Source organism: Acidovorax sp. Root219, assembly GCF_001428665.1.
Taxonomy (GTDB): Bacteria; Pseudomonadota; Gammaproteobacteria; order Burkholderiales; family Burkholderiaceae_C; genus Acidovorax.
This window is the reverse complement of the sequence record NZ_LMIJ01000011.1, coordinates 692,375-709,571: the sequence shown is the minus strand read 5'-3', so window position 1 is coordinate 709,571 and position 17,197 is coordinate 692,375. Positions and strand designations below refer to the sequence as shown.

Below are 17,197 nucleotides of genomic sequence, written 5' to 3'. Positions count from 1 at the left end.
ACTCGTCCTAGCGCGGGGCAGGGACTATGCCAGGGACTCGCCCACCGCCGCGATAACTTCATCGAAATGCTCTTCCAGTCCCATCCACAAGGGAAGGCGGACAAGCCGCGCAGAGTGGCTGTCGGTCACGTCCATTGATCCATGCGGGCGGCCAAATTTGCGGCCCGCGGGTGCCGAGTGCAAGGGAACATAGTGGAATACCGCACCGATCCCAAGCGTTTTCAATCGCTCGATGAACATCGTGCGGGAATCGAGATCCGGTAGCAGCACATAGTACATGTGCGCATTCTGCTGGCAATGGTCCGGCACGATGGGGCGACGTATCCGCCCCGTGCTTTCAAGCGCCTCCAGAGAATGGTGGTACTGACTCCACAGGCTGAGTCGCTGTGCGGTGATGGAGTCTGCGGCCTCCATCTGCGCCCATAGAAAGGCAGTGATCAGTTCTCCAGGAAGAAAGCTCGATCCCAGATCACACCAGGTGTACTTGTCCACCTGCCCACGAAAGAACAGGCTGCGGTTGGTTCCCTTCTCGCGGATGATCTCCGCCCGGTCAACAAACTCTGGATTGTTGATGAGCAGTGCCCCCCCCTCGCCGGAAATGATGTTCTTGGTTTCATGGAAGCTCAGGCACCCCATGTGCCCGATCGACCCCAAGGGACGCCCTTTGTAGGTCGACATGATGCCTTGCGCAGCATCCTCGATCACGATCAGTTCGTGGCGCTTGGCGATCTCCATGATCTCGTCCATCTCGCAACTCACCCCTGCATAGTGCACTACCACAATCGCTTTTGTACGGGGGGTGATAGCTGCTTCGATCAAGGTTTCGTCAATATTGAGCGTATCGGACCGGATGTCCACGAACACAGGGATCGCACCGCGCAGCACGAACGCATTGGCTGTGGAAACGAAGGTGTAGGAGGGCATGATCACCTCGTCACCCGGCCCCAGATTGGCGAGCATGGCTGCCATTTCGAGCGCTGCTGTGCACGAATGGGTCAACAGCGCTTTCGTGGCACCCGTGCGCTGCTCCAGCCACCTTGAGCACAGCTTGGTGAAGTTGCCGTCTCCTGCCAAATGGCCTTGGGCATGGGCCTGCGCTATGTACCAGAGCTCCTTGCCCGTCATGTACGGCTTATTGAATGGTATTTTTTTCATAATCTTTTCGCGATAGCTTACGCAGGCCCCGTGGATATCTAAGTCACGCTGTCGAGCTCGTGCATCAAACACATGGATCTGCTGAATGTAAGTCAACCAGAGCGGTGAGCCTACCACTCGCAGAGGACCGAGTGACTTATTTTTGGGGACGGAAACCCCAATTTTTCCAGGCAGGATCAGCACCTCCTCAATGCATTGGCATGAAAGTCAATCAGCCATATTTTCTACAAAAAATCACTTTTTTGAAAAAACAACAAATTTCAACAAAATGAAACTCAGTATTGCAATTACGCCAATAGCAATCAACTGCACAATTTCATGCTTATAACCCAGTTTATCCACCAAGAAGAATAGCAGACAAAGATTTATCAAGTACCCTAACGCATACACCGCAACAAACTTTATGCCCACGGCGGCAATTGCTCCACTGTGGTCGAAGGTAAATTTTCTGTTTCCGTAGAAACTAATAATAAAAACTGTTGCGTATACGAAGCTCATGGCAAGCTTATGCCCCACACCCACGGCCACGATGGCTATGTAAGCCATGTAGCCGAGGAAATTGGACAAAACTCCAACTCCTCCGTAACGCAAAATTTGGGTGAAGACAGGGCGCGGCATCATACCAACCGCTCATTTTGCAAATAAATGGCTTCAAGCTTCAAAAGATCTTTATGGCGATTTTTTATCTTTTTAGCGGGAATGCCAAAATAAATCGCCCATGGATCCGTACTCTTGGTCACCATCGACATCGCCCCTACAGCACTGCCCTCATTGATAGTTACTCCTGGAAGCACTATGGTACAAGCACCAATAATCACATGACGGCATATACGAATAGTAGCCTTGGTTTCATTTTTAAACTCATCTGGCATCGTTGGATTGGTCAATGATCGCCCAGAATAGTCATCTGACTGGGAAAAAACATGACATCCATAGGCAAGGCCAGAAAAGTCTTCCAAGAAGACACCTAATTCTCCGCCTGCCACGTTATTATAGACTGCAATGTGAACATTTCTTCCTATTACCACCTTGCCAGAAATTACGCAAAAGTCATCAATTCTCGAATTATCGCCAATCTCTATGCGATCCGGGTCGTATATTGAAGCTTTATCGCTGATGCGTACATTTTTCCCGAGATACTTGAAGGATAAAGCATTCAATTGATCTTGACTCAAAAATGGCATCATTCACTCCTAATTTCGGGAGCAAGTGCTGATTTGCTCACTTCAAAAATAACATCAACAGCATAGGGCGGGCGCTCCATCATTCTGAAATGCATTCGCGAAAGATATTCGCCAATAATTCCAAGTGCAAACAATTGCACTCCGGAAAAAATGGAGACTATAGATGCCAGAAAACTGAATCCAGGCACTGCACTTCCAGAAATCAGATAGCGAGCGATGACGTAGGCAAGGACGACCCCTCCCCCGCAGGCAAAGACCAATCCAATCATGCTGGCAACTCTCAAAGGAAGAGTGGAAAATCCAGTCATCATATTGATTGCATGCGCCATCAATTTTCTTAGCGTATATCCCGACTCTCCCGAAATCCTCTTGTCTTGGCGTACACTGACGGAGGAGAAACTGGTAGTGGCCCAACTCAGCAATACTTCGATATTTACCGTAGGACTACGATATGCGTCAAAAGCGGCGCACAACTTTCTTTTAAAAGCTCTAAAGGCGCTGACCTTGCTCGCTGAAGCTACGCCCATGGCACTTTGCAAGGCGATCTTGGTTATCCGGGATGCCGCATTTCGAAGGAATCCATGATTTTCTTCTTCTGGCGTTCCGTAGACGACATCGTAACCCTCCCGAATTTTCGCAAGAAGCTTGTGAATTTCCTCGGGAGGATTTTGCAGGTCATCATCCATAGTAATTATTATTTCACCAGTGGCGGCCCTTATACCGCACAGCAACGCGTTGTGCTGCCCATAGTTTCGGGCCAGCTTAATTCCTCGTATTCTGCCATCCCTCAGCGCCAATAAACATATTTCCTCCCAAGTTGAATCACCTCCGCCATCTTCGACAAAGATTATTTCATAATCAACAGCAAGAGCGTCCAGAATTGGCATAAGCCGTTCATAGAGCGGTCTTAAATTCCCCCCAGATCTGTAACAGGGGATGACGACCGATAATTCATTTTTTTTCATACAACTGCCATTCGCCATTTCTCGCAATCGGCCTCATTGCGCCGTTAGATTTTTCTTTGATCCATTCGGAAGCATCCTGCGGATGACGAACCAAGAAATAATCAAAAAGCTCGCCGTGATTCCGAGTCCAGTCGAAATTTGCCGGATACCATTCAAATCCTGAAAAAATACCCGATGGCGCGTCGATTTTGTACTTCACAGGCAGACCCCAGAATCGGGCAAAGTTAAATTCAGCCAAACCACCATGCTCGGCTTGATACCACCCGGCAAAATGCAGATGCAGAGGGGCACTCGACGCCTGACTTGTCGGTTTGAATGCAAACATCAGAATTCTTTTTCCTGGATCAGCCTTCTCCATAACAGCCCGATAGCCAGATGCTTCACCTTCGAAGATCAATGCCCGAACCGAATGCCAACCCACGATGGAGGATGCGATCAACGCCAACCCCACACCAGCCAATGCAGAATGGCTTGGAATGGGATGTTTATTGGAAATTTCAAAACATAAAAAATACAGTGGCAGGCCAAACAGCCCGAATCTCTGGTATGTGAAATAATTACCCCCCAAAAGATGAGGAACAAACATCATCCAAATAATATACAAACCAAACGGCGCCCAAGAAAAAACAGACCGCTTGGGTTGGGCCCCCCATATGAACGGCAGTATCAAGCAGGTCAACCCAATCAGCTGGCCAATACCGGGCGTGGGTGCCGAGACAAGTGATGGCAAAAATTCAATCACTCGATTAAGACCTACCATCCACATTACATTTCCCCTGGCCTCTGGAGCAGAGTTGAAGCCAATCACCAACCAAGCAACCGTGATGGGAAGCACTGAAAATATGGGAAGAATTTTATAAAACCATTTTTTAATGCCGCTCCAAGGCTCGGCCAATATAAAAATAGCGGCAGCGCAGAAAAACGCGGCTATCAAAAAATGAGCGAAGAATAGAAAATGCACCCATAAAGCGACCCTCACCCAGCCATCGCGCTTATCTTTATTCTTGAAATCAGAAATTTCACTAAGAAAAATAAACCCGAAGGGCGCAGCGACGATAAAATTGAGAAACCCCCATTGATAAGCAAATCCAAAGGGAAGTATAATAAAAATCCAGCGCCATTCGGCGGGCATTTTCATTTTTATGCAGAATCTCGCCGCAGCCCACACAAATAGGCATTGAGCGCTCGCGATAATTATCTTGATGGCTATCACCACATCGAACGGGATGGAAAGAATCATGACCAGCCCATATCCCAACCAGTAGGGGGTAAACAGCCGCAATTCAAACATGTCAGTGAAAGCCCATGGGCTTCCACCCAGCAACGCCTTCAGGGCGGTAATTTGCGCAGCATGCTGAGGCACATCCACCATGGCTGGATAGAACGGTAACATGACGGGAAGCCCACACAGCACACATGCAAGCAGGAAAATCCTATCCTGGCTAAATTTCATTTTGGAGGCTTTGCAATATTGGGAAGGTTTAGAATCAGTGCATGGACTGAGTGTGGCGTGCGATTTCTGAATTGTGCAGACAACCCGGACCTACCGCATTCTAGACCTCAGCAAGTTCACCCCGCCTAGAGAGTCAAGCTGAAGATCCAGAGGCTTGAGCGCTGGGTGTGCCAAAAGTAGGCCCGCGCTGAGCGATGATCAACCGATCAGACTTCAAGACTGATGTCCAGCCGACCCGGCTGAATCGAGAGGTGAGAGTTGCTCGCCGCACCTCAAGCTATGGCTATGGCTGACTATCTGGCTCGTAACACCGCGCCAATTTTGATGAACTCCACACGGCGCCTGCATTGCACTCCGTCACTCGTTCAGGTTGACAGGACATATCTATACGGAACGTAGGTGCTAAATATGGTCACCCGGCAGTCCGCTCGCGACGAAAATGCTACCCAAAAAAAAGTCAAGCGCTTTGTCAACGACATTCCGAAGGAGCGTACTTTGCGGGGAGGGAGCCAAGCGTCCTGTTTGTCAAGTTTCTGATCGAGGCTTGCTTGTCTGTCGTGCTCGTGCATGCCCAATCCATTGCACCTTGGGATGAGTCCGACGGAACCGCGCCATTGATGTTGGGGGATAGCACAATGGTGTTGCCATCCAGGCCTGCTGGAATGCCGTTGCCCGCACTTGCTGCAATGGAGACTACCAATGGCCAAGGACTTGCGGCACCAACAATGGTGACGTCTTTGACATACTTGCTGGCGCGAAAGCTGGCAGTCGCAGAATTGAAGGCGGCAGCTGCAGCATCCATGCCAGTGATTCCTCCGGCCTGAAACGACTCGTTGAGCAATTCCTTGCCTGGAGCAGTTGCAACCAACGCTTCCGCCACTTTGGCGCGGACCGTGTAATCCTGATAGGCCGGCAGCGCCACAGCAGCCAGGATCCCAATGATGGCCACCACAATCATCAACTCAATCAGGGTAAAACCTTTGTAAGGATGAGTAAGATGTGACATATGTGGCTCCAATCTGGTCAATGTTGCTGGTGTATGCAAGGAGCATTCCAAGATCAACTGCGGGCGCGTACAACAGGCTGGTGGTCACAACATAGCCCAAAAGATGCGAATGGCGCATAAACAGCAAATTTATGAACCAAAGCCATCTGCTTCAACATAACCGCGGATACGCCCACTGAGCGGGTCGACAAATGCGACCCAACCCATTGACATCCGGCTCACGACGGGTAGCCACAAGAGTTCTTCAGGCCTCAGCGCATCTTGCCGCCCATCGCCTTTTTCGGCGGCCTTCGCCGCATGGCGCTGAATGCGTTCCGTCAGTTGTGGGTTCAATGCAAGCAGGGCGTCCAATGGCATTGCCCGAGACTTCACTTGGGGAATGCTGAGCTCATAAGCCTGCCACCAGTCTGGGCGCTGACCAGGCTCCACACCTTGCAGCGACGCATCCACACTTTCCGCCTTCTCCTGCGGGGTTCTTGCGCTGCGAATCCCAAGAATACGGGGCGGTTCAAAACGCAAAGCACCAACCCACTCTGGAATGGTTTCAGGTTGCGATGTATCGATGTCGGCGTAGCTCACAACCCGGAAGCGATCTACTTCGAACAGCAAAGCAACTGGCCGCGCTTCGCTAAGGCTGTGCACACCATAACCCAAGGCTGCCATTTGCACAAAAAAAATAAGAGCAATGTCTATCCATATAGCCTTGGGCGTCTTTTCAGGATGAATCAATAGAAGAGTAAGGGTAGGCCCACACACCACGTCAACAAGCATGATCAAGAAAAAAAGCTTCCATGCGCCTGAAATATCCAGATAGGGCTGTGGAAACCATACACCCATAATCAGCAATGCTATAAAACCGGCAATTGCAGCAGAAACAATGAGGTGTCGCAAAGCCCAAGGCGCGGAAGATCGAAATCTGAAAATTAATTTAGAACTGACGAAATTCATATTCATGCATGAGTCATAAAATTCCACAAAGGTACATCCCAGCGGTCGATATGTCTGCTGTCCCTACCACCCATGGTCCCTTTGGGGCCATGCGGACTGGTGCAAACTTCGATCCGAACTCTGCAGGCCAGAACTGATTCGCAGAGCACCCCAAGACAACCGTGTAGAAGTTTCGCATCGGAAGTACCCAAAGCGCAAGTCATGTATGTGTATCCAGTCGAGTGGGGATCGCGCGGAATGCCGTCGACACACGCTTAGAAGCACTCCGGCGGCCCTCGCACCTCTACCGAGACGGCACTAGGCTTTCTTTCTTTAGTTCTTCTATAAATTCCAAAGCCTGAGGCTTACAATTTTCACCCTTCAATTGCAGGCACGTGAATTGAATCAGGGTCCGAATGGACGCGTGCATTTTATGGATGTCATAAGCATGAAGCATCTCCAAGTTTTCACGGTACAAATTCAATGCGTCAGCCTTATTGCCAGCCAGGTATTCCAACGCAATCATGGAATGAACAAATTGGAATTCCCCTCCTCGCCCTGTAAGAGCTTTGGATCGATTTAAAGTTTCACGAGCGAGTTTTAGATCACCATTGAATATCATAAGGGCCTGCGCATAATTAGCCAAAATGCTTGAGTATTTCAGGCTTTTCATCAACCCCAATTGCTCCCTGGGTTGATCCCAAATACCCACAGAGTTGTCTACCAACCCTTGCAAGTAAGGAATTGCCTCAGGATTCTGTTTAGTCAACAAGTAAATAGCATAGATACCCTGCACTTCCATCGGCAGACGCCCCCTGTTCCTGGATTGGATCTTTTCAATCTCGATCTCAAACTTTTTTTCCAGCTCGGGCTCTCGGGAACTCGACAGATGGACGAGGTAGTTCATCAGCACCATCTGATTTTCCGGGCGAGATTGGTACTGCCAACTCCACAATTTTACTCCGCTCTCCCACATGGATGTGACTGTGTAAGTTACCAAAAGCGACAACACGAGCCAGCCCCCAGCCACAGCCGCGCCCATCAAAGAGATTATTCGCTGCAGCGGGTATTTGTCACGGATTTCAAGAAATAATGCCACAGAGGCAAGTGCGAGCATGACCAGCGGCAGATACATGAACCGTTCAGCGCCGATAGTATCTGCAAGCCGAATAGACAAAATACCTAAAACCGGGAAAATTCCTGCATAAAATCCAATCCATAGAATGGCCCAAGTTTGACGTTTTATTGCAAAGTAAACTACCACCGCCAAAATTGCCAAAGCTACCGCAAGAGCAGCTATATGCTGCCGAGCCGAAGCCAGCTCCAACAAAATATCATGCTGAGGGCTGATGGAGCTGAAGGGCATAAAGCCCATGAACGTATAGAACGAAAGCGCTCGCATCCAGAATTCATAGTTTGCGAAACCGCTTGCCAACTGCATCAAACCGAATTCTGAATATGATACAACTCCCAGAGCCTGCCGTCTCAGAATGAAATAAATAATCGTTGTAGCTGCAGATACCAACAGGTAAGGCCAGAGATCAGCAAGCGTAACTCGAAGCGGTCGGCCCGGACTACGAGCGATGGCGAGAAGTACCAGTAAGGGGGCAAACAATATACCCGTTTCCTTCGAAAATAATGCGCCTAGCGCAAAAATACCGACTGCCATACAACGAAATACAGTGGCGGGAGCCATAGCAGTGGCAAAGCCCGCCAACAGCATGGTCGTTGCCAGCAGGTCAAAGCGTCCGGAAATCCAGGCCACGCCCTCTGCCAGACATGGATGAGCGCTGAAAATCAATGCGGCGACTAAAGCTGCAATTCGCGTCTTATCCCGAGATCCATATATTGCGCATGCAATGACATAAACCAGACATGTATTGATGCCATGGAGTATCACGTTGATCAAATGGGAGTATAGAGGCGTCAGCTTGAAAAGCTGCATCTCCGCCATCCAGGTGGTGAGTACCAGTGGACGAAAATAAGAAGTATCCGGTAAGATGGGGCGAGCAACAGCTGCCCAACTCCAGACGCCCTCTCGTAACATGGTATTGTCCACAAACAAAGAATTGTCGTCCCAGATATAGCCAAAGCCGAGACTTTGACCATAGAGACTGGCAACTACAGCAAGCAGCAAACCAAAAGGCCACAAGGCGCGAGGGGCAGGAGTAAATATACGCACGGTAATCAAAAATAAAAAAAGCGAGGCAAAGCCTCGCTTTTTAGAAAATGGTCCGCTTAGGCTGGACCAAAAATTAACGGCACTCGGAAGGCGCGTACTTGGAAGGCAGGGTGCCCACCGGACGGCTACCCAGGCCGCGGTTCTCTGCACTCTTGTTGGTGATCGAAGCACATGCCCAGTCAATAGCGCCTTGGGAAGTAGACGTAGGCGCGATCTGGTTCACATTGGGTGTGAAGACCAAAGTATTGCCGTCCAGGCCGGTCGGGATACCGTTGCCAGCGTTGGCAGACACAGTCACAGTGATGGACCAAGGTGTAGCGGTGCCGACTGCGTAGTCTTTCACGTACTTCGATTGCTTGGTAGCGACCGCGGCGGTGTTCAGTGCACCGGCTGCTGCCGTCAGGCCACCAATACCGTCGGTCTGGAAGGCTTCGGACATCGCGCTCTTAGGCGAGCTGGCAGCGATCACGGCTTCAGTCACCTTGGCACGCACGGTGTAGTCTTGGTAAGCAGGCAAAGCCACAGCAGCCAGAATACCGATGATCGCCACAACGATCATCAATTCGATCAGGGTAAAACCCTTTTGCATGAAACGCTTCATAAATCACTCCTCGGAGGTCAATTGCAATTGAAACCTGCAGAAAATTCTCCAGGCTACTGATCTATCAGCAGGTTCCGTGCCACCCCACCAAGCTGGCTACACCCCGTCTGAGCCCCTCCCCCAAATGGGTCAATTGTCCTCGAAGTGTTTCCTAGCCCCTCCCAAGGGCCTTGCTGCGACATTTTCGTCACACCACAAACGTCACCACCTGCAACACACTCGTCAGAACTCGAACTCGTCCCCTGCCTTGAGCCAATAAATGTCATGCGGAGCGGCCCCCCGCAGCCCCGCGTTCTGGTCGAAGCGACGGATCTCCTCCATGATCAGCTCGGTCTCCGAGGGTTTGGTATGGGTGATGTAGATGGGACAGCGCTTGCCGGGGGTCAGTTGCGCCAGTTCCTGGGCCAGGGTGTGGGGTGACAGGTGCAGGCTGCGCTGTGCAAGGGCGGTTTCGCGGTTGCTGAAGGCGGTCTCGATGACCAGCATGGTGACGGGCAGGGCATTGACGCGTTGCCAGAAGTCCGGGTTGCGGCCCGTGTCGCCGCTGAACACCCACCAGCCGGAGCTTCCGGCCACCGCATAGCCCACGGCGGGCACCGTATGCACGGCAGGCAGAACCTCCAGGTGCACGCCTTCGACGTGCAGTCGCTCCCCTACCGAGATCGCCTGGTACTGCAGAAACGGCTGGTCGGACGTAGGAATGCTGCTGAAGTCCGGCCAGATGACGTTGTTGAAGACATGCGCCTGCAGGGCGGCGATGGTGCCGGGCAGCGCGTGCACCTGCACCGGGCTGCTGCGCAGCGATGACACCGCATCCAGCATCAACGGCAGTGCCGCGATGTGGTCCAGGTGGGAATGCGTGAGGAACACATGATCGATGCGCCGCATTTCGTCCAGTGCCAGGTCGCCCACCCCTGTCCCTGCATCGATGAGGATGTTGTCGTTGACCAGGAAGGAGGTGGTCCGGCAATCTTTGGCGATGGCCCCGGAGCACCCCAGTACGCGAACCTTCATGTCATGCAGTCCTGTTTGTTCCGTCTGTCGCTTCTGGCTGTCTGTTGTTCGTCTGCGTCCGCCGGCTACTTGGCATCGAATTGGGTGGCACCATCCCAGTCCGGCTGGAAGGGTAACACCCGCAGGGCCTCCATGCGACCGGCATACAGCGAATACAGGATGCTCGCAGGTTGTAACGCCTTCAAATTCTGCAAAAGAAGGGCACATGCATCCCAATCCTGGGCCCGGTAAGTGGCGAGGAACTGGTGCCACAGGGCCAGTTGCTGCTCCCGCTCGGGCGCCAGCGGCTCGGCCGCCGTGCCCACGGGCGTGTAGATGGTGACGGCCTGGGCTTTGCCCTTGACGCGCACGCGGTCCAGCTCCTGCCAGATGAATCCCGGGGCCATGGCACGGGTGGTGTCGCTGACCACCATGGTCACGCCGTAGGTCTTGGACAGCCCTTCCAGACGGGAGCCCAGGTTGACGGCGTCGCCGATCACCGTGTAGCTGCGCCGGATGTCTGAACCCATGTCCCCCACGCACATGGTGCCGGTGTTCAGGCCGATGCCCACGCCGATCTCCGGCAGGCCCTTGCTGCGGTGCTCTTCGTTGAGCTGGGTGATCGCCCGGGTCATGTCCAGCGCCGCTGCCACGGCCGATTCGGCGTGCCCGGGGGTGGCCACGGGTGCGCCCCAGAAGGCCATCACGCAATCTCCCATGTACTTGTCGATGGTTCCCTGGCGGCGGCCACGGATGATCTGGGTCAGGCGGCTGAACACGCCGTTAAGCAGGGCCTGCAGTTGAAGGGGCTCCATGCGTTCAGACAGCGCAGTGAAGCCACGCATGTCGCAGAACATCACCGTCAGTTCCTGGTTGGCGGCATCCATGGTGTAGCGTTCGGGCTCCTTGAGCATCTCGTCCACCAGTTCTGGAGGCACGTAGGTGCCGAACAGGGCAGCGAGCTCCCGCTTGGAGCGGCTCTCCACAAAGTAACCATAGACCATGTTCAGCGTGAAAGCGGACAGTGCCAGTACCAGGGCGGTCGCCAGAGGCATCACCAGGCCATGCGACTGGTACAGCCAGAGATTCAGCCCCACCAGCCCAGCAAACACCCCCGCGCTGAGCAGAACGGCCCAGCCTGCCGTCAGCAAGGGCAATGAGAATGCCAGCAACAGGCCCGTTGCCACGAGCTGCAGAACATCGAAATCGGTGGCGTAGTCTGGCTGGAGCACATTCGCGCCGTCCAGGAAGGCGGACAGCAGATTGGCATGCGTCTCCACACCGGGATAAGTTCGCCCCACGGGCGTCACACGCAGATCGACCAAGCCTGGCGCCGTTGACCCTACCAGCACCAACTGGCCCTTCAGGCTGCCTTGCGGCAAGCGCCCCTCCAGCACATCACTGGCGGAGATATAGCGAAACGAGCCACCGGTAACGTCACCAGGGCCGCGGTAGGGCACCAGCGTCGCCAGATTGGGATCGACCGGCAACCGGATCAAGCTCTGGCCTTGGCGCAGCAGGATGCACTGCAACACGTCGTGATCGAATTCCGACGACGCATAGACTGGGTCCAAGTCCCTCACGCCCGTCGCCACACGCAGCATCGCCAAGGCCAGCGATTCGTAATAACGGCCCTGGAACTCAGCCAGCAGAGGCAGGGAGCGCACAACCCCGTCGGGGTCGGTGATGGAATTGAAAAAGCCCGCTGCAGGCGCCGCCCGTGCCAGCGCTCCGATATTGCTGCCATGGCCCTGCCAGGACGTGGCTCTCAGGGGCTTGCCGCGCAGCCGCTCCAGGGGCAGGGCAGGTTCGGGCAGGACTCCACGGGCCTGTCCGTCCCGATCGCTCGTGAAATAGTAGCCCAGCACCACGGGCCGGCCCTGCAGCGACTGTGCAAACAAGGCGTCGTAGTCCAGCTGCGGCGACAGCTGCGCCAATTGTTCGGCAAACCCGGAATTCCCTTGCAACGGCCCCTGCGCCAGCCGCTGCAGGCTGGCCAGTCCTGAACTGCCGTCAGGCTCGGCAAAGACCACGTCAAAGCCGAGCACGGAAACCTGTTGGCGCTCCAGCAGCTCGCGTGCGAAGCGGGCCATCTTGTCCCGGCCCCAGGGCCACTGCCCGATGCGTTCCAGGCTCCGCTCGTCGATGTCGACGATGGTGATGCGCTCGTCCATCGTGCCCGGCATGGTGGCGCGCAGGCGGGTGTCGTAAATGATGTTTTCCAACCGCTCGAGCACCTGAAGGTGCAGGACCCCACCCACGTGAAGCAGGGCGAACAGCAGTGGCAACAGCGTGACGGCGATGCGGCGCCAGCGGCGCGCCAACCAGGAGCCAGTCCGGGGGCGCATCAGAATGGCTCAGCTCGGTGGCGCCCGGCGCTTTGCGGACAAGGGGCCGAGCCAGGCAAGCGGCACAGCGCGCCCGTCAGGTCTGCTCGAACTGCATCTCGGTGCCTGCCAGCTCCAGCTTGTCGCCGTGCTTGAGCGGCACCGGCGACAGCCCGATGGCCGAGCCGTTGAGCAGCGGCATGTCCGGGCCTTCCACATGCGCCAGCACGAAGCCGTGGTGGCGCTTGGTGATGGAGGCCACGGCAACGCCCGGCTTGCCGATGGTGGTCACCACCTTGAGCAGCGAGACCTCGCGCCCTGCGGCTGCGCCGGACATGACCTTGATCACCGCCGTGATCGGTGCAGGGGGCGGGGCACCCGGCAGACCGGCCGGGCGCGATACGGCACCCAGCGGCGGCACCATGCCCGGCTTGAAGATCATGGTCTTCTCGAAATTCTCGCCTTCGGCCTCGTGCAGGAAGCGGATCTTGTACTTGCCCACTTCCACCGTATCGCCATTGCGCAGCTCCTGGCGTTTGACGGCCTTGGCATTCACGTAGGTGCCGTTGGTGCTGCCCAGGTCCTCGATCTCGACGTCATTCCCGACCATGTGGAAGATCGCGTGCTCGCCGCTCACCGCCAGGTTGTCGATCACGATATCGTTGTATGGCCTGCGTCCAAGGGTGGTGCGGTCCTTGGTCAACTGAACTTCCTTGATGACGACGCCGTCGATCGAAACGATCATTCTGGGCATGATCCACTCCTGATTTGAGATTTGTTATGGGCCGGCACCGTCATGCAGCACCCAGCAGGCGGGACATCAGGCTGCGCTTCTTGCCCCCCGCGCCGGCCTGTACCAGCAGTACGCTAACGTTATCACGACCGCCGTGTGCATTGGCGGTATCAATAAGCAATGTGGTTTTTTCCTCCAGCGGGAGGGATGCACGCACCATCTCCGCCAGATCGGCATCGGACACCATGTCCGTGAGCCCGTCCGAGCACATCAGGAACAGATCGTGCGGCGCTACCTGGAATTCATTGACTTCCATGAGCACATTGGGCTCCACGCCCAGGGCGCGGGTGACCAGGTTGCGGTTCGAGGAGATCGCCGCCTGGTGCGGCGTGAGGATACCGGCATCCACCTGCTCCTGCAGCCACGAATGGTCGCGCGTGATCTGCTGCAGCACCCCGCCGCGCAGGCGGTAGCAGCGCGAATCGCCGATGTGCCCAAGAATCAGCCGGGATCCCTGGAAGATGCCCGCCACCAGCGTGGTCCCCATGCCGGCGTACTGGGGGTTCGAAAGCGACGCCCCCAGAATGGCATGGTTGGCGTTTTCCACGCAGATTTCGAGCGCCCGGCGCACATCCGTCGCCTGGGGGGTACTGCCGGCCTGGGACAGCCAGCGGGCCATTTCCGTGCGGATGAAGGTCGTGGCCATGCCGCTGGCGACTTCGCCTGCGTTGTAGCCCCCCATGCCATCGGCCAGGATGGCCAGCTGGGCATCCCGGTCGATCGCGACGGCGTCTTCGTTGTTGCTGCGCACCCGCCCCCGATCGGTGCGCGCAAAAAAATCGTAATTCATGGATAAAGCGGCACAGGCCTCATCGGGCGCTGGATGGCGGCAGCGAAGAGTCCCTCTGTGCAGGATATTCCGTCACTGTTTCCTGAAAGTCCGCCATGTCGTTCCGTGTTGCCTTGCGAGCCGCATCATAGACGACTGTCCGCTGGTTTGTGCCGGTTTCAGCGGCTACCAGCGCTGCCAGTGCACGCCGGATCTCGGCCGCAAACTGGCGCCCCGTCTGGTAACGGGCTTCGGGGCGCTTCATCATCGACAGCGCCACCACCTCGGCCACCTCGGCCGACAGCTCGGGCCGCAGCGTGCGTACGTCGGGCGCCGGCACACTGGCAATCTTGTGCATCAGCTCGGGCATGGAGGCTCCACGCAGCGGCAACGAGCCGGTGAGCATCTGGAACAAGGTCACGCCCAGCGAATACAGGTCCGAGCGCCCGTCCACCTTCTTGCCCGCCAGCTGTTCGGGCGACATGAAGCTCGGTGTGCCCAGCACCAGGCCCGTACGGGTCTTGTTCGAGTCTGTGAGGCGCGCGATGCCAAAGTCGGTCACCTTGACCGCATCGGTCGCCGCGTCGAACATGACGTTGGCCGGCTTGATGTCGCGGTGCACCACCTGGTTGGCATGGGCATAGTCGAGCGCCTCGGCCACGCGGGCCGCCACCGACAGCGCCAGCGGCACCGGCAGCAGGTTGCCCTCCTTGCAGAAGGGCGACAGGTCCGTCCCCTTGAGGAACTCCATGGAGATATAGGCCAGGTCGTGCTCCTCGCCCGCATCGAAGATGGTCACGATGTAGGGATGCTGCAGGCGCCCCGCCGTCTCGGCCTCGCGAAAGAAGCGCGCACGGGCGTCGATCAGCCCGTCGCCCTCGAACTCCTGTCCCAGGGCCAGCGTCTTGATGGCCACCATGCGGCCGATCTTCGGATCGCGCCCCAGGTACACCACGCCCATGGAACCCTTGCCGAGCTCCTTGGTGATTTCGTAGCGGCCCAGCATGGGCAGACCGATGGTCGCGTCGCCCGGCAGGCGCGGCGTGGCCGGCACGCTGGGCATGGGCATCGGTGCCGAACTCGGTGGCGGCGCCGTGTCGGGCTGGCCCGAAGCCGACTTGGCCCGGGCGCGCATCTTCCGGTAGCGGGTCTTGGCGTCCTTGTACTGCCTGTCGTGGCGCAGGATGCGCTCGTACACCAGTTTGGCCATGGCGTAGTTGCGCTTGCGCTCAAAATCCTGTGCCAGGTGGTACAGGTTGTCCTTGAGGGCCTCGGTCATCGGCAGGCGGCGAAAGTGCTCGAACGCCTGCTCCAGCTTGCCCTGGCCATGCAGCGCCAAGCCCAGCATGCGCTTGGACTCGGCTGCCTCGGCAGACTTCGTGCGGGAGGCGCCCCCGCCACCGCGCAGCTTCAGCGCCAGCATGGCGACCTGACCCACAGCCACCACCAGCGCAGCCCCCAGCAGCGAGAAGGAGATCAGCGCGTGCTCCAGTGCCAGCCACTGGGCCCCGGCCAGTGCCAGCAGCAAGGCCATGCTCACGGTCAAGCCGGCCAGTGCACTCACCTGCGGCAACGCCAACGCCAAGTACAGCACTGCCGCCACGATGGCCAGCCATGCCACTGGCAGCGCCCAATCCGGCGCCGTCACGGCATGGCCCTGGCGGATGGTCGACACCATCTGCGCCAGCACCTCCACCGGGTACAGCGACTGGCCGCCCGGCGTTGCCAGGGGCGCCGCCTGTGCGGCCGAAGTGAAACCCACCAGCACGGTCTTGCCCTGGAAGCCGGAGGCGCCCGCCGGAGACAGCACTTGTGCGAACGCGGTCCGGGCAAACACCGGCTGGCCGCCTTCCGGCGCATGGAACAGGGGCCGCAGCACCGACGTACTGTCGGTCGCAATGCCCAGGCTGCCCAGGCGCAACCAGGGCGCAGCGGCCTGCAGGCGCAGATCGGATGCGCCCAGTTGCAGGCTGCGCAGCACCGTCAACAGCGCGACCGATGGCACTGCGGCGCTGTCATGCGCCAGCAGCAGAGGCATCTGGCGCAGCACACCGTCGGGGTCAGAGTCCAGCTGCAGGTGGCCAATGGCAGATGCCGCCGCACCCAGGACCGCGGGGGGATGCCGCCCCGAGGCCGCAGGCACGGCATGCTCGCCCGGATTGGCCAGCGCGCTGCGGCGCACATACGGCGGCAGCGGTGTGGCAGGGCCGGTCGCCGCATACTGCGACACCAGCACCACGTTGCCTGCGCGCTGCATGCTCGCAGCCAGCCGCGCATCGCCCGACAGGGCGGCGCTGTCCGCGCCAGGCACGCCAGCCGCCTGTGGCTCGCCAGACACGGCGGGAGCAGGAAGGAGCAAGGGGCGGGCCGGCGTTTCCGGCAGCGGCATGGTGTAGACGATGGCCCGGGCGCCGGCGGCCGTGAGCTGGTCTACGAAACGGGCGTGGACCTCGGGCTGCCAGGGCCAGGGCCCCAGGGTCTTGAAGCTGCGGTCATCGATGCCGACAACCGCCAGGTCTGCAGCGGGCTCGGCCGACGTGCTGCCGACGGCGGCGTCGTACATGGCCAGATCCAGCCGGTGCACCCAGCCCATCGCGCTGGCCACGGCCACCACGACGGCGGCCACCAGTGCGCAGACAAAGCCATCGGTACGCCACCAAACCAGCTGCTGTCCCGATGTTGTTCTGCCCACTTGCAATCGATCCACGGAGGTAATGAGATACCTTTAGAAGCAATTTCCAAGCCCGGCCCCGGGGCGGCCCTTGGCGCGCCCCAGACCCCCTGGTCGCAGCCCTTGCCTGCCGTTCTTGTCGTTGGCACGCAACGCCCGGCGCTGCAAGTG

Annotated in this window: 14 protein-coding genes; all 14 read right to left on the bottom strand. The window is 57.0% G+C overall.

The window, feature by feature from the left end; translation table 11 throughout:
• Positions 1-24 precede the first annotated feature (24 nt).
• The 14 genes from rffA to ASE28_RS13935 all read right to left on the bottom strand — a co-directional run bounded on the left by rffA (position 25) and on the right by ASE28_RS13935 (position 17,062).
• Complete coding sequence (rffA, locus tag ASE28_RS13980; RefSeq protein ID WP_057267043.1) at positions 25-1,155, bottom strand: dTDP-4-amino-4,6-dideoxygalactose transaminase; 1,131 nt, start codon at positions 1,153-1,155, stop codon at positions 25-27.
• A 234-nt stretch (positions 1,156-1,389) separates the two neighbouring features.
• The gene (locus ASE28_RS13975) at positions 1,390-1,776 is read right to left on the bottom strand and encodes a GtrA family protein (RefSeq protein ID WP_057267041.1); all 387 of its coding nucleotides are present in this window, start codon (positions 1,774-1,776) and stop codon (positions 1,390-1,392) included.
• Entirely contained in the window at positions 1,773-2,339 is a 567-nt protein-coding gene (locus ASE28_RS31410; RefSeq protein WP_082608076.1) for an acyltransferase, read from the bottom strand. The genes ASE28_RS13975 and ASE28_RS31410 overlap by 4 nt, the downstream gene beginning before the upstream one ends.
• Positions 2,339-3,304: a glycosyltransferase family 2 protein gene (locus ASE28_RS31405; protein ID WP_082608059.1), complete on the bottom strand. Its 966-nt coding sequence runs from the start codon at positions 3,302-3,304 to the stop codon at positions 2,339-2,341. The genes ASE28_RS31410 and ASE28_RS31405 overlap by 1 nt, the downstream gene beginning before the upstream one ends.
• Positions 3,291-4,757 (bottom strand): hypothetical protein, encoded by a 1,467-nt coding sequence (locus ASE28_RS32035; RefSeq protein WP_157421968.1) that lies wholly within the window; start codon positions 4,755-4,757, stop codon positions 3,291-3,293. The genes ASE28_RS31405 and ASE28_RS32035 overlap by 14 nt, the downstream gene beginning before the upstream one ends.
• Before the next feature lie 469 nt (positions 4,758-5,226).
• Positions 5,227-5,763, bottom strand: a complete 537-nt coding sequence (locus ASE28_RS31400; RefSeq protein WP_082608058.1) for a pilin — start codon at positions 5,761-5,763, stop codon at positions 5,227-5,229.
• A 129-nt stretch (positions 5,764-5,892) separates the two neighbouring features.
• Positions 5,893-6,717: a hypothetical protein gene (locus tag ASE28_RS32030; RefSeq protein WP_157421967.1), complete on the bottom strand. Its 825-nt coding sequence runs from the start codon at positions 6,715-6,717 to the stop codon at positions 5,893-5,895.
• A 277-nt stretch (positions 6,718-6,994) separates the two neighbouring features.
• Positions 6,995-8,872, bottom strand: a complete 1,878-nt coding sequence (locus ASE28_RS32025; protein WP_157421966.1) for a glycosyltransferase family 39 protein — start codon at positions 8,870-8,872, stop codon at positions 6,995-6,997.
• A gap of 73 nt (positions 8,873-8,945) precedes the next feature.
• Positions 8,946-9,473, bottom strand: a complete 528-nt coding sequence (locus tag ASE28_RS13960) for a pilin (RefSeq protein WP_057267035.1) — start codon at positions 9,471-9,473, stop codon at positions 8,946-8,948.
• A 222-nt stretch (positions 9,474-9,695) separates the two neighbouring features.
• Positions 9,696-10,487 (bottom strand): 3',5'-cyclic-nucleotide phosphodiesterase, encoded by a 792-nt coding sequence (locus ASE28_RS13955; RefSeq protein WP_057267033.1) that lies wholly within the window; start codon positions 10,485-10,487, stop codon positions 9,696-9,698.
• 65 nt (positions 10,488-10,552) lie between these two features.
• The gene (locus ASE28_RS13950) at positions 10,553-12,814 is read right to left on the bottom strand and encodes a CHASE2 domain-containing protein (RefSeq protein WP_057267031.1); all 2,262 of its coding nucleotides are present in this window, start codon (positions 12,812-12,814) and stop codon (positions 10,553-10,555) included.
• Between the two features lie 76 nt (positions 12,815-12,890).
• The gene (locus tag ASE28_RS13945; protein WP_057200612.1) at positions 12,891-13,547 is read right to left on the bottom strand and encodes an FHA domain-containing protein; all 657 of its coding nucleotides are present in this window, start codon (positions 13,545-13,547) and stop codon (positions 12,891-12,893) included.
• Positions 13,548-13,587: 40 nt separating this feature from the next.
• Positions 13,588-14,376, bottom strand: a complete 789-nt coding sequence (locus ASE28_RS13940; RefSeq protein WP_057200611.1) for a Stp1/IreP family PP2C-type Ser/Thr phosphatase — start codon at positions 14,374-14,376, stop codon at positions 13,588-13,590.
• A gap of 19 nt (positions 14,377-14,395) precedes the next feature.
• Entirely contained in the window at positions 14,396-17,062 is a 2,667-nt protein-coding gene (locus ASE28_RS13935; RefSeq protein WP_235516118.1) for a CHASE2 domain-containing serine/threonine-protein kinase, read from the bottom strand.
• Positions 17,063-17,197: the final 135 nt, after the last annotated feature.

Bases quoted from the DNA above. Each gene is read 5' to 3' on its own strand.
- rffA (WP_057267043.1), bottom strand. From the start codon at position 1,155: ATGAAAAAAATACCATTCAATAAGCCGTACATGACGGGCAAGGAGCTC.
- ASE28_RS13975 (WP_057267041.1), bottom strand. From the start codon at position 1,776: ATGATGCCGCGCCCTGTCTTCACCCAAATTTTGCGTTACGGAGGAGTT.
- ASE28_RS31410 (WP_082608076.1), bottom strand. From the start codon at position 2,339: ATGCCATTTTTGAGTCAAGATCAATTGAATGCTTTATCCTTCAAGTAT.
- ASE28_RS31405 (WP_082608059.1), bottom strand. From the start codon at position 3,304: ATGAAAAAAAATGAATTATCGGTCGTCATCCCCTGTTACAGATCTGGG.
- ASE28_RS32035 (WP_157421968.1), bottom strand. From the start codon at position 4,757: ATGAAATTTAGCCAGGATAGGATTTTCCTGCTTGCATGTGTGCTGTGT.
- ASE28_RS31400 (WP_082608058.1), bottom strand. From the start codon at position 5,763: ATGTCACATCTTACTCATCCTTACAAAGGTTTTACCCTGATTGAGTTG.
- ASE28_RS32030 (WP_157421967.1), bottom strand. From the start codon at position 6,717: ATGAATATGAATTTCGTCAGTTCTAAATTAATTTTCAGATTTCGATCT.
- ASE28_RS13960 (WP_057267035.1), bottom strand. From the start codon at position 9,473: ATGAAGCGTTTCATGCAAAAGGGTTTTACCCTGATCGAATTGATGATC.
- ASE28_RS13955 (WP_057267033.1), bottom strand. From the start codon at position 10,487: ATGAAGGTTCGCGTACTGGGGTGCTCCGGGGCCATCGCCAAAGATTGC.
- ASE28_RS13950 (WP_057267031.1), bottom strand. From the start codon at position 12,814: ATGCGCCCCCGGACTGGCTCCTGGTTGGCGCGCCGCTGGCGCCGCATC.
- ASE28_RS13945 (WP_057200612.1), bottom strand. From the start codon at position 13,547: ATGCCCAGAATGATCGTTTCGATCGACGGCGTCGTCATCAAGGAAGTT.
- ASE28_RS13940 (WP_057200611.1), bottom strand. From the start codon at position 14,376: ATGAATTACGATTTTTTTGCGCGCACCGATCGGGGGCGGGTGCGCAGC.